This window comes from Streptomyces sp. NPDC091287 (genome assembly GCF_044768525.1).
Classification (GTDB): Bacteria; Actinomycetota; Actinomycetes; order Streptomycetales; family Streptomycetaceae; genus Streptomyces.
The window spans coordinates 44,915-57,879 of record NZ_JBIVUV010000003.1 but is presented as its reverse complement, the minus strand read 5'-3'; the positions used below and the strand labels follow the sequence as shown (position 1 = coordinate 57,879).

Below are 12,965 nucleotides of genomic sequence, written 5' to 3'. Positions count from 1 at the left end.
GGGACGCGTGAGCGAGCACGGATTCGATGTGCCGCCGAAAGCCCCGCCGGATGTCATCGGCCGGCGCGAGGCACTGGCCGATGAGGCCTGTCTCGCGCTGGACCGGGCGGGAATTCCCGCTCACCGAGGGGACCTCGGAGAGGACTCCGCAGACAGACCGGGGGCGGATGTCCAAGTGGACCCGCTCGCCGACGGCGGTGTGCTGGTGGAATGGAACACCCGGGAGGAACTGGCGACCGCGGCTGTGAACCTTCTGGAGAGTGGGGTTGATCCTTCGAATCTGCCCCACGCGATCCGCCACTACGAAACCGTGCAGACCTGCATGCGGGACGCTCTTCTGGGAATCCTCGCCTCGGCGGGTTTCCAGGCGGAAAGGGCGGACGAGCACACCTTCGGAAGTGCGGTTCGGGTAACGGGCTTCCTGCCCTGATCCCACCCTCCAGGCCCCATCGGCGCCGAGCCGCACAGCGTCGATGGGGCGGGGGGCGGGGCTCACCCCCGCCGCACCCGCCCCGCGATCCGGCGGCCCAGCCGCCCCAGGGCGCTGACCCGGTTCCAGTCGCGGAAGGCGTCGGCCCGGCCGCTGCTGCCCGTGCGGCCCACCGTCGCCTCAACCTCCGCGACGTCCTCGGCCGACATGCCGCGTACGGCGGGGCGCAGGACGTCGTCGAGGAGGGCGGCGGCCACCGGGGGCCAGGCGGAGCCCGCGTGCGGGTGGGCCGTCCAGACGGTGAAGCAGTCCGCCGCGTAGGCGGGCTGGGCGCGCAGCCTCGCCCGTACGGTCTCCGTCCGGGCAGACCGGTCGTACGCGGCGATGAGCTCGGCGTCGTCGCCGTGGACGAAGTCGTACAGCTCGGCCCCCGGGCGGTCGGGGGCCAGCAGGCGTTCGACCAAGGCCGCGTACGCCCGTTCCCGGAGCGCCGGCTCGACCGGCTCGGCCTGCGCGCACAGCGTGCGGACGCGCTCAGCCCAGCCGGGTTCCGGGGCGCCCGTGCGCAGTTCGCGGACGAGGTCCAGCAGCAGGAGGCCGGCCCGCTCCCGGCCGCCGATCTCCCCGGGGAAGCCGCGCAGGAGGTCGTGGGCGAGCCCGGCCGCCTCGTCCGTGCCGGCAGCGGACGTACCAACAGCGGACGTCCCGGCGGACGACGTCTCGGCGGCCGACGTGCTGAGCGCCGCGTCCACCAGGCGCGCCCATGTACCGGCCGCGCGGTGCGCGTCCGAGGTGGCCGCGTCCAGCAGCAGCCGGGCCTCCCCGACCGTCGGGGCCCGGTCCTCCCACACCAGGCCGACCGCCGTGCGCAGCACCAGGGGCTCGGCGAAGGGGGAGAGACCGGCCGCCCGCAGCACCCGGTGCCACACCGCCGCCCGGTCACCGCCCAGGGTCGCCATCGCCTCCGGGACCTCGGCGCACATCCGCAGATGCGGCAGCGCCTGCGTACCCGTGAACGGCAGCGTGACCCGCTCCAGGAACCGGGCCACCGCCCCGGGGTCCTCGGGCGCGATCCGGTCCAGCGCGCCGAGCAGCGCCGTTCGCACCTCGAACTGCTCGTCCAGCAGCTCCAGCAGGGCCGGTGCGAAGCCCGGGGAGCCTTCGTGCGACGCCGAAGCCGCCGCCTCGCCCAGCAGCGCGGGCGCCAGCCGGTCCACGACCCCCGGCAGCGACTCCCTACCGTCCACGCCCAACAGGCGTGCCACCCGCAGTAGTTGTACGGTGCGCGCCACCGGGCGCGACGCGACCGTGTCGGCCAGTTCGGTCAGGATCTCCGGGCCCAGCCGCTCGGCGACCTCCGCCCCCTCCGGACCGGCGAACGCGTCCCGGCGCGGCAGTTCCAGCGAGCCGTTGCCGCCCCGTACCGCCTCCGTGACCAGCATCGCCGCGAGCGGGGCGGTCACCGATGCCGGGCAGCGGCCCTCCAGTGCACCGAACAGCCGTCCCGCGGCGTCGAATTCGGGGCCCGTACGGTCGTCGATGCCGGGGGAGGTGAGGGCCTCCACCAGCTGGCCGATGCGTTTGGCGTCCAGCGCGTAGGGCCGTTCGGCGGCCCAACCGGCGGCCGCCGCACGCCCGTCCGGCCCGAGCTCGATCCCCGCACACAGCGCCGTCACGGCCAACGGGCCCGCCGCGAACGGCTCCCCGGGCAACTCCCCTGCCTCCCGGAACAGTTCCGGCGACCGGCTGCGCCAGACCCGGGCCGCCGTCGTCGCCCACACGTCTCCCGTACCGCCCACCGGGGCCCGCCCCGCGCACTCGTGCACCCGCAGGCCCGCGGCCCGTGCCGCCGCCGCGTCCTCGGGCAACACTCCCACCACCCGCGACGCCGAGCCCTCCGGCCGCCGGGTGTACGTGGTGAACGTCAGCCGCTCCGCGTTCTCCCTCGGCAAGGTGACCGACGCGAGCCCCAGCCACCGCGCCACGTCCGCGCACTGCCGCTCCACCAGCACCACCGGCCGGCCGCCGGTCGCATCCGCGTCGCTCGCCCGGCGCAGATCCGCCAGGACGGCCGCGAGCCAGGGGCCGCGCGAGACGGCGAAGTCGTCGAGGCCCTCGGAGACCGCCGCAGGGCCCGGCGGAAGCGCCAGCGGATCCGGTATCGGCCCGCCCGGCGTCACCGCCACCCAGTGCGGCGACCGCCACGCCTCGACCGGCAGCCGGTCGCCCGGCAGCGGAACCCCCGGCGGCAGGTGCACCGCGTGCGCGTGGAACCGGACACCCGACCCCGCGCCGCCCGTGTCCCGTACCGGGGCCGAACGTGCCACCAGCCGACTGCCGTCGGACAACACGAAGTACCCGAACGCCTGGGGAAGCGAGCGAAGTTCGTCGTCGGACGGCCGGTCGGGAACGCCCCCGGGAAGCTCGTAGCGCACCAAGGGCTCGATCTCCGCCAGCAGAGCACCCGACACTCCTGGGCCGACCGCCGTGAACCGGCCCGCCGTTCCCTCGGCCCCCGGCGCGGCGGAGGTGTAGTGCACCTGTGCAAGGCTCATCTGTCGGCCCTCTTCGTCCTGCCGCGCCCGATCCCCGTGCCCACCCCGTACGGCTGGGGTCGGGGGAAGAAGTCCGCAGCCGCGGGGGCGACGTTATCAAGGACGGGGACGGAATCCCTACGCTGCGTCAGGCGCTGGCCCGAGGGCCGCTGCACTACGTTGACCCCATGAGCGACGTGAGGCTTTCCGCGGGCGTGATCGAGTACCACGACACCGGTGGCGACGGGCCCGTCGTGGTCCTCCTGCACGGTGTGGCCATGGACGGCTCGCTGTGGGACGAGGTCGTCGCCGGGCTCGGGGACGGGGTGCGGTGCATCGTGCCGACCCTGCCGCTCGGCGGGCACCGCAGGCCCATGGAGGCCGGGGCCGCCCTCTCCGTCCTCGGGGTCGCCCGGCTGGTCGCGGAGTTCCTGGAGGCGCTCCGGCTGGAGGACGTGACCCTGGTGATGAACGACTGGGGCGGCGCACAGGCCCTGGTCGCGGACGGGCGGGCCGACCGGATCGGCCGGCTCGTGATCACGTCGTGCGAGGCGTTCGACAACTACCCGCCGGGGCTGCCCGGCCGGAATCTCGTCGCCTCCGCCAAGCTGCCCGGAGGGATCAGGGCCGCCTTCGCCCTGCTCCGGCTGCGGCCCGCACGGCGGCTGCCCATGACCTGGGGATGGATGAGCAAGCGGCCCGTCCCGCACCCCACGATGGACCGGTGGTTCCGGCCGCTCCAGACCTCCCCGGAGATCCGCCGCGACCTGCGCGCCTACGTGCTCGGCGTACCGGAGAAGGCCGAACTCCTGCGGTGGGCCGAGCAACTGCGCACCTTCGACCGGCCCGCGCTGGTGATCTGGGCCACCGAGGACCGGGTGATGCCGCTCGACCACGGGCGACGCCTCGCCGAACTTCTGCCGCAGGGACGGTTGGTGGAGGTCGCCGACAGCTACACGCTGATTCCCCAGGACCGGCCCGACGCCCTCGTCGAGCACATCGGCGCCTTCCTGGCGGAGACCGCCTGAGGGGCCGGGCCCGGCGGCCCCATGGAGCGCCGCGCATGTCCCGACGAGGTAACAGTCCCTCATCGGCACCCGCCTGCCACACCGGGCGAACCTATGATCGACGCGGCGTCGAGGAGGAACGGGGAAACGCTGTGACCTGTCACGTGCCGTTAAGAGGGGTCCGGTACGCGCTGCCCCTGGCCCTGGTGACCGTGCTGCTCGCCGGCTGTTCCGGCGCGGCGGACGACCCGGGGAAAGTGGAGAAGCGCGACCCTTCGGCCAGCGGGAGCCCGGAACCCGGCGGCGGCAGCACCGATGCCGGGCCGTCGCCCGAGGAATCGCTCGTACCCGACCCCGCCCGGCTCCCGAAGACCCGGGCCGAGGCACGCGACCTCATCGGCCGCGTCATCGCCGGCCCGGACAGCTTCGGCCCCGGGGTGGTGAAGCGGAGCCCGTACGAGAGCGACCCCGCGACCTGGCCCGTGCTCGGCGAGGACTGCGTCTGGCAGCAGCGGAAGCCCGCGTACAGCGTCCTGGCCACCCTCACCCGGTCGTTCGAGCTGCCCGCCGAGGAGGGAAAGGGGCCGGTGCGCCTCGGTGCCGTCGTCACCGTGCACCGTAACCGCGAGGACGCCGCCTGGGAGATGGCGGAGTCGATCGAGGAGAGCATGCGCTGCCCCACCCAGCAGTTGCGCGAGGGCGAACTGATCGGCTCCATGGTCGCCGCCGCGCTCCTCGGCGGCGAGTCCGCACAGACCGCCTCCGAGGACTCCCTCAGCGAGACGGGGCAGTACCAGAGCTCCGAGCTCGGCGGACCGCACCACTACTCCTGGCAGCAGGCGCAGACCCTGCAATTCACCGTCGCCGTGACCGGCAAGGGGGCGAAGGGACGCACCGAGCGGGAGATCGACGACCTCGTCGTCCAGGCGCAGGCCGCCATGCTGGTCCGGCTGGAATCCGCCGTCGAGAAGCAGAGCTGAGGCCGGGCGATGGACGACCTGCGACCCACCGACCCCGCCCGGATCGGCGGACACCGGCTCCTCGGCCGCCTCGGAGCGGGCGGCATGGGCGTCGTCTACCTCGGACGCACCGACGCCGGAGCGCTCGCCGCGATCAAGGTGATCCTGCCCGAGCACGCCGGGGACGAGGACTTCCGGACCCGCTTCCGCCGCGAGGCGGAAGCCGCCCGCCGGGTCGACAGCCCCTGGGCGGTGTCCGTCACCGGAGCCGACACCGAGGCCGAACGCCCGTGGCTGGCAACGGAGTTCGTGCCCGGCCCGACGCTTTCCGACATCGTCGCCCGGCGCGGCCCGCTGCCCGTGCGCAGCGTCACCGTCCTCGGCCGGCTCCTCGCCCGCGCCCTGGCCGCCGTGCACGCCGCCGGGCTCGTCCACCGCGACGTCAAACCGGGCAACGTCCTGCTGACGGCCGGCGGCCCGCAGCTGATCGACTTCGGGATCGCCCGCGCCGCCGACGCCACCGCCCTGACCGCCACCGGACTCGTCGTCGGCACGCCCGGCTTCCTCCCGCCCGAGCAGGCGTCCGGGAACACCGCCGGGCCCGCCGGGGACGTCTTCTCGCTCGGCTGCCTCCTGGCGTACGCGGCCACCGGCCGACCGCCCTTCGGCGGCGGCGCGGTCGACGCCGTCCTCTACCGCACCGTGCACGACGCACCCGACCTCGACGGGATCGACGACGCCCACCTGCGCGCGCTCCTGGACCGGTGCCTCGCCAAGGACCCCGGCGACCGTCCGGCCGCCGCCGACCTCGACACCCTGATCGCCGAGGACGCCCCCGCCGGGGCCACCGCCGACTGGCTGCCCGAGGACGTCGTCCGGATCATCGCGGACCGGTCCGCCGCCCTGCTGGCCCTGCCCGACATCGACGCCACCGTCACCGAGGAGCCCGGCCCGCCGGACCCCGCCCCCGGCCGACGGCGGTTCCTGCTGCTCGCGGCCGGTGGCGCGGTGGCGCTCGGCGCCGGCGCCTTCGCCGCCGTACGCCTCACCCGCGACGAAACCGACGGCGGAGGGGACGGAACACCCGGCGGACGCCGCTGGATCATCGGCGTGCACGCCGACCTCACCGGCCCCCTGAGCGCCGCCGGACGTGCCCAGGAACGCGGCGCCCGGCTCGCCGTCGACCGCTTCAACTCCCTCGACGACCAGCCCTTCCGCCTGGCCGTGAAAGTCCTCGACGACCAGGGGGACCCCGCCCGCTCCGCCCGGGTCGCCGAGGAGTTCGCCCGCGATCCGGAGGTCGTCGCGGTCATCGGCCCCACGGGCGACGAGGCAGCCGGGGCGGCACTGGCCGCGTACGACGAGGCGGTGCTGCCGGTCCTGACGGTGTCGGCCCTCCAGATCGCCTTCCCGGCCCGGGCCAACGGCTCCTTCTTCCAGGCCGCCCCCTCCTACGCCTCGCTCTCCTTCCCCATCGTCAACCGCCTCCTGCTGCGCCCCGACGTCGAGCGGCTGGGAATCCTGATCGATCGGTCCGGCGGGCAGACGGCCTACCAGGCGGGCTACGCGACCAACCTGATGACGCCCGACCTCACCACCGGCACCACCCACCCCCGGGTGGTGCCCGCCGGGACCACCGTCTTCGACCCGGTCGTCACCGACCTCCTCTCCCACCGGAGCGACGCCCTCTTCTACGCCGGCGACGCGGCCGGCGCCTCCCGGGTCGCCCGCATCCTGGCCGACCTCTCCTTCAAAGGACCGTGCGTGGCCCAGCACACCGTCATGGGGCCGGAGTTCCTGGAACAGGCGGGCGCGGCGGCCGACGGCTGGGAGTTCGTCACACCGTTCACCGACGCGAGCGCCCCGACCGTCGCGACGTTCGCCGCCGCCCACCGCAAACGCTTCGGCGCCGCCCCGGCCGCCTGGTCGGCCGAGGCGTACGACGTGGCGGGTCTCGTCGCCCGCGAACTCGCCGCCCTCACCGACGCCGCCGCCAGAAAGGCGACGGCGAGCCCCACACCCTCCGGCGACGGCCGGCCCACCCGGTCCGCGCTCACCGCCGCGATCGCCGGCACCCGGTACGAGGGGATCTCCCGCACCTACGCGTTCGACGAGAAACGTCAGCAACTCATCGGCCAGGACGCCCACCTGTACCGGGTGGAGAAGGGCCGCCACCGCTATCTCGGCCCGGCCCCGAAGCCGAAGAGCTGACGTGCGGCCCCTCACCTCGGAGGACCCCCGCACCGTCGGCCCGTACCGCACCCTCGCCCGACTCGGCGCGGGCGGCATGGGCGTGGTCTACCTGGCACGCTCGGCGGGTGGCGCGCTCGCCGCCGTCAAGGTGATCCGTGCCGAGCACGCCGACGATCCCGGGTTCCGGGCCCGCTTCCGGCGCGAGGCCGAGGCAGCCGCCCGGATCGCCGGCCCCTGGGTGGTTCCCGTGCTCGGCGCGGACACCGAGGACCGCGAGCCGTGGCTGGCGACCGCGTTCGTCCCCGGGCCCTCGCTGGCCGAGGTGGTGGGCGCCGGCGGGGCGCTGCCCACGGCCACCGTCAGGGCGCTCGGGAGCCGGCTCGCCGAGGCCCTCGTCGCGGTCCACGAGGCCGGGCTGATCCACCGCGACGTCAAACCCGGCAACGTGCTCCTGGCCCTCGACGGCCCCCGCCTCATCGACTTCGGGATCGCCCGCCACGAGGGCGCCACCGCGCTGACCACCACCGGCGCGGTGATCGGGACACCCGGCTATCTGGCCCCCGAGCAGGCGTCGGCCGGCCCGCCGGGGCCGCCGAGCGACGTGTTCTCGCTCGGCTGCGTCCTGGTGTACGCGGCGACCGGGCGGCGGCCGTTCGGCGAGGGCGGCGGGGCGGGCGCCCTGTTCCGCACGATCCACGAGGAGCCGGACCTCGCGGGCGTGGAGCCCGGCCTGGCACCCCTGATCACCGCCTGCCTGGCCAAGGACCCGGCCGACCGGCCGACCGCGAGCCGGGTCCGCGACGCCCTGGCGGCGAAGGCCCCGGGTGACCCCGGGGGCCCGGGCCGGGTGCGGGACCCGAGGGAGTACCCGGGCCGACGAGGAGCCCCGGACCCGAACGAGGCCCCCCGCACCGCCCCCGGCCCCGACCCCTGGCGGATGCCCCCCGGACTTCCCGCGCTGATCGCCGAGCGGTCCGCCGCCGCCCTCGCGCTGCCGGACCCCGAACCGCTGCCCGTCACGCTCGGCCCGGCCGGGGACGGCGCCGCGTCCGGTCCCGCCCGCCGGCGGTTGCTCACCGCCGGGGCGGCCGGGGCCGTCCTCCTCGCCGGCGGCTCCACCGCGACCTGGATCGCCCTGCGGGGGAGAGGCGAGGGGGCGGGCGGCCCGTCGGCCGGCCCCGGGGAGCCGCCCACGTACACGATCGGGCTCCACGCCGACCTCGGCGGCCCCGGACGGGTCACCGGACTGGCCCACCGGCGCGGCGCCCAGATCGCCGTCGCCGACCACAACGCCCGTGAGGACAAGACGTTCCGGCTCGCCCTGCGCGCCGAGGACGACGCGGGGGATCCGGCGGCGGCCCTGCGGACGGCCGGGCGGCTGGCGGCGGACCCCGAGGTCATCGCGGTCCTCGGCCCCACCGGAAGGCTGCTGCGCGGGGACCTCGTCGAGCGGTACGGAACGGAGCGGCTCGCCACCGTCGTCGTCGCGGCCGGCTCCACCACCGCCGAGTCGGGCACCGGCCTCCACCTCTGTGTGACCCGCCCCTTCGACCGTGCGCTCTCGCCCGGGCTCATCAGCTACCTGACCCGCACCCGCCCCGCGACCCGCATCCTGCTCGTCGAGGACGCCGCCGAACCCGTGCTCGCGACGGAGATCGGGGTTGCGTTCCGCGATGCCGCCATCACCGGCGCCACCCTCCTCGAACACCCCCTCGTCCGGGGGAACGCGGGCTTCGGCGCGGTCGCACGCAAGGCCATGACCAGCCGGGCCGACGCCGTGGTGCTCGGCGGTGGCAACGCGTCCCGGGCCGCCCGCCTGGCCACCGCGCTGACGGGCGAGGGCTTCACCGGCACCAGGGTCGCCGCCGGACCCGCGCTCGGGCCCGCCTTCATCGAGGGCGCCGGCGCCGCCGCCGACGGCTGGGTCTTCGCCGAGGCGTACGCCGACCCCACGGCCCTCCCGTCGGCCCGGACGTTCACCGCCGCGCACCGCGAACGCTTCGGCGCGCCCCCGGCTACCTGGGCCGCCGAGGCGTACGACGCGGTCGGCCTGATCGCCCGCGCCGCCGGGACCACCAGCGCCTCGGGGGAGGTGCGCAGCGGCATCGCCCGGCGGCTCGTGAGGACCGAGCACCGGGGGATCGTGCGCACCCTCGCCTTCCACGCCTCGACCCGCCAGGTGCGCATCCCGGACGGGATCTTCCTCTACCGGATCGAGAAGGGCCGCCCCCGCTTCCTGGGCCCGTTCGGCGACGTGTAGCCGCCACGGCGGAGCCCCGGTGACGGCAGCGGTCGGTGAAGCCACGGCCAGGCGTGAAGATCTCCTGCGACCGCGCTTAAGAAATCCTCGATGGACCCGGGCCCCGTCGTACGGCAGATTTCTCCGTGACGGCCGAGGATGGCGCGTGGAGCCGTACGACGTGCTCCGTCCCGTCCCGCCGTGCCCCCGCCACGGGGGCGATCACCCGAAAACCACCCCGGGCCGCAGGGTTCTTCCGACATGCCCCGAGGCCCGGGGTATCCACTCGCGTACCGACGTCAGGGAGCCGCAGCCGTGAAGGCACTCGTCAAGCAGAAGGCCGAACCCGGACTGTGGCTGATGGACGTGCCGGAGCCGGAGTACGGCCCCACCGACGTCCTGATCAAGGTCCTGCGCACCGGTATCTGCGGCACCGACCTGCACATCCGCGCCTATGACGGCTGGGCCCAGCAGGCGGTCACCACCCCGCTGATCCTCGGCCACGAGTTCGCCGGCGAGGTCGCCGCGACCGGCTCCGACGTCGCGGACATCGCCGTCGGCGACCTGGTCAGCGGTGAGGGCCACCTCGTCTGCGGCAAGTGCCGCAACTGTCTCGCCGGCCGCCGCCACCTCTGCCGCTCCACCGTCGGCCTCGGCGTCGGCCGGGACGGGGCGTTCGCCGAGTACGTCGTCCTGCCCGCCTCCAACGTGTGGGTGCACCGGGTCCCCGTCGACCTCGACATCGCGGCGATCTTCGACCCGTTCGGCAACGCCGTCCACACCGCGCTGTCCTTCCCGCTCGTCGGCGAGGATGTCCTGATCACCGGCGCCGGACCGATCGGCATCATGGCCGCCGCCGTCGCCAGGCACGCCGGGGCCCGCAACGTCGTCATCACCGACGTCAGCGAGGCCCGCCTCGCCCTGGCCCGCAAGGTCGGCGTCAGCCTCGCCCTCAACGTCGCGGACCGGACCATCGCGGACGGCCAGCGTGAGCTGGGCCTGCGCGAGGGCTTCGACATCGGCCTGGAGATGTCCGGCCGCCCCGAGGCGATGCGCGACATGGTCGCGAACATGACGCACGGCGGTCGCATCGCGATGCTCGGCCTGCCCGCCGAGGAGTTCGCCGTCGACTGGTCCCGCATCGTCACCTCGATGATCACCATCAAGGGGATCTACGGCCGCGAGATGTACGAGACCTGGTACGCCATGTCCGTCCTGCTGGAGGGCGGCCTCGACCTCGCCCCCGTGATCACCGGCCGGTACGGCTTCCGCGACTACGAAGCGGCCTTCGACGACGCCGCGAGCGGCCTCGGCGGCAAGGTCATCCTCGACTGGACCGTCTGACCTCCCGACCGCCCCTCGCCCTTGATCCCTTAAGGAATCCGTATGTTCGACTCCGTACGCGACGACCTGCGCACCACCCTCGACGAGATCCGCGCCGCCGGGCTGCACAAGCCCGAGCGCGTGATCGGCACCCCGCAGTCCGCGACCGTGGCCGTCACCGCCGGCGGGCGCGCCGGCGAGGTCCTCAACTTCTGCGCCAACAACTACCTCGGCCTCGCCGACCACCCCGAGGTCATCGCCGCCGCCCACGAGGCGCTGGACCGCTGGGGCTACGGCATGGCCTCGGTCCGCTTCATCTGCGGCACCCAGGAGGTCCACAAGGAGCTGGAGCAGCGGCTCTCGGCCTTCCTCGGCCAGGAGGACACGATCCTCTACTCCTCCTGCTTCGACGCCAACGGCGGCGTCTTCGAAACGCTGCTCGGCCCCGAGGACGCGGTCATCTCCGACGCCCTCAACCACGCCTCGATCATCGACGGCATCCGCCTCTCCAAGGCCAAGCGCCACCGCTACGCCAACCGCGACATGGGCGAGCTGGAGACGCGGCTCAAGGAGGCGTCCGGGGCCCGCCGCCGCCTCATCGTCACCGACGGTGTCTTCTCCATGGACGGCTACGTCGCCCCCCTCCAGGAGATCTGCGACCTGGCCGACCGCTACGACGCCATGGTCATGGTCGACGACTCGCACGCCGTCGGCTTCGTCGGCCCCGGCGGACGCGGCACGCCCGAACTGCACGGCGTCATGGACCGGGTCGACATCATCACCGGCACCCTCGGCAAGGCGCTGGGCGGGGCCTCCGGCGGTTACGTCGCGGCCCGCGCGGAGATCGTCGCCCTGCTGCGCCAGCGCTCGCGCCCGTACCTCTTCTCCAACTCCCTCGCGCCGGTCATCGCCGCCGCCTCCCTCAAGGTCATCGACCTGCTGGAGTCCGCCGGCGACCTGCGCGAGCAGCTCAACGCCAACACCGCGCTCTTCCGTACCCGGATGACCGAGGAGGGCTTCGACATCCTGCCCGGCGACCACGCCATCGCCCCCGTCATGATCGGGGACGCGGGCAAGGCGGGCCGGATGGCGGAGCTGCTCCTGGAGCGCGGGGTGTACGTGATCGGCTTCTCCTACCCCGTCGTCCCGCAGGACGCGGCCCGGATCCGCGTCCAGCTCTCCGCCGCGCACTCCACGGCCGACGTCAACCGCGCGGTGGACGCGTTCGTCGACGCTCGGGCCGCCCTGGACGCTGAGGCGTAACCGCTCACCGGGCCGGGCACTCGTCGCGACCTGGGACAATGGGCACATGATCGATGCGCGGCGGCTGCGAATCCTCCGTGCGGTGGCCGACCACCGCACGGTGACCGCGGCCGCCGCCGCGTTGTACCTGACGCCCTCCGCCGTCTCCCAGCAGCTCGCCGCCCTGGAGCAGGAGACCGGCCACCGCCTCGTCGAACGCGGTGCGCGCGGCGCCCGGCTCACCGCCGCCGGGGAGATCCTGCTGAGCCACACCAACGTGGTCCTGGCCCAGCTGGAGCGGGCCGAGGCGGAGCTGGCCGACTACAGCGCGGGCGTCGCCGGTACGGTCACGGTCGCCGCGTTCGCCACCGGCATCGGCCTCGTCCTCGCCCCCGCCCTCACCGAGCTGGCCCGCACCGCACCCGGCATCCGGGTCAAGGTCCAGGACGCGGAGGGCGACGCGAGCGTGCCGATGGTGCTGGACCGGCAGGTCGATGTGGCGGTGGCCGTCGAATACCGGGGCGCGCCCGCCGAGGACGACCGCCGCCTGACCCGCGTCCCCCTGTACTCGGAGCCGTTCGACGCGGTGCTCCCGGTGGGCCACCGCCTCGCGGACCAGGACCAGGTGGCGGTCGCCGACCTCGCGAAGGACCCGTGGATCGGGCCCTACCCGGGCAACCCCTGCCATGACGTGGTGGTCCTGGCCTGCGAGTTCGCCGGGTTCGCCCCCCGTCTCGAACACTCGTCGGACGACTTCCGCGCCGTGGTCGCCCTGGCCGGGGCCGATGCCGGGGTGGCCCTGGTGCCCCGGTCCGCGCTGCGCGGGATGGAGCTGACCGGGGTGGTCGTGCGCCCCGTCGAGGGGAGCGCCCCCACCCGCCGCGTCTTCGCGGCCGTACGGCAGGGGGCCGAGGGCCATCCGCTGATCCGGCCGGTGCTGGACGCGATGGAGGCGGTGGCCGTACGGGAAGCGGGCCTGGCACGGGCCTGAGCCCGGCACTCGTCCTGCCCCGGCCGCCGTTCGGCCCGCTCCTCCGT

General features: G+C 74.7%; 9 protein-coding genes. 8 read left to right on the top strand and 1 reads right to left on the bottom strand.

Annotation, left to right across the window (positions count from 1 at the left end):
• The first annotated feature begins 7 nt into the window (after window positions 1-7).
• Window positions 8-430 (top strand): hypothetical protein, encoded by a 423-nt coding sequence (locus ACIQRW_RS05095; RefSeq protein WP_403754577.1) that lies wholly within the window; start codon window positions 8-10, stop codon window positions 428-430.
• Between the two features lie 62 nt (window positions 431-492).
• On the opposite strand, the gene ACIQRW_RS05090 is transcribed toward ACIQRW_RS05095, so the two are convergent.
• Entirely contained in the window at window positions 493-2,985 is a 2,493-nt protein-coding gene (locus tag ACIQRW_RS05090; protein WP_403754574.1) for a GTPase-associated protein 1-related protein, read from the bottom strand.
• A gap of 167 nt (window positions 2,986-3,152) precedes the next feature.
• On the opposite strand from ACIQRW_RS05090, the gene ACIQRW_RS05085 reads away from it, so the two are divergent.
• From ACIQRW_RS05085 to ACIQRW_RS05055, 7 genes are all read left to right on the top strand, one after another.
• Window positions 3,153-3,992, top strand: a complete 840-nt coding sequence (locus ACIQRW_RS05085) for an alpha/beta fold hydrolase (RefSeq protein ID WP_403754571.1) — start codon at window positions 3,153-3,155, stop codon at window positions 3,990-3,992.
• Between the two features lie 185 nt (window positions 3,993-4,177).
• On the top strand, window positions 4,178-4,951 hold the full coding sequence (locus ACIQRW_RS05080) for a hypothetical protein (RefSeq protein WP_403755311.1): 774 nt from the start codon (window positions 4,178-4,180) through the stop codon (window positions 4,949-4,951).
• A gap of 9 nt (window positions 4,952-4,960) precedes the next feature.
• Entirely contained in the window at window positions 4,961-7,141 is a 2,181-nt protein-coding gene (locus tag ACIQRW_RS05075; RefSeq protein WP_403754568.1) for a bifunctional serine/threonine-protein kinase/ABC transporter substrate-binding protein, read from the top strand.
• A 1-nt stretch (window position 7,142) separates the two neighbouring features.
• Window positions 7,143-9,383 (top strand): ABC transporter substrate-binding protein, encoded by a 2,241-nt coding sequence (locus tag ACIQRW_RS05070; protein ID WP_403754566.1) that lies wholly within the window; start codon window positions 7,143-7,145, stop codon window positions 9,381-9,383.
• A gap of 294 nt (window positions 9,384-9,677) precedes the next feature.
• Window positions 9,678-10,706 carry an L-threonine 3-dehydrogenase gene (gene tdh, locus ACIQRW_RS05065; RefSeq protein WP_371626684.1) on the top strand — a complete coding sequence of 343 codons (1,029 nt, stop codon included), beginning with the start codon at window positions 9,678-9,680 and terminating at the stop codon, window positions 10,704-10,706.
• Between the two features lie 42 nt (window positions 10,707-10,748).
• On the top strand, window positions 10,749-11,948 hold the full coding sequence (locus ACIQRW_RS05060; RefSeq protein ID WP_403754563.1) for a glycine C-acetyltransferase: 1,200 nt from the start codon (window positions 10,749-10,751) through the stop codon (window positions 11,946-11,948).
• 46 nt (window positions 11,949-11,994) lie between these two features.
• Window positions 11,995-12,918 (top strand): LysR family transcriptional regulator, encoded by a 924-nt coding sequence (locus ACIQRW_RS05055; RefSeq protein ID WP_403754560.1) that lies wholly within the window; start codon window positions 11,995-11,997, stop codon window positions 12,916-12,918.
• Window positions 12,919-12,965 lie beyond the last annotated feature (47 nt).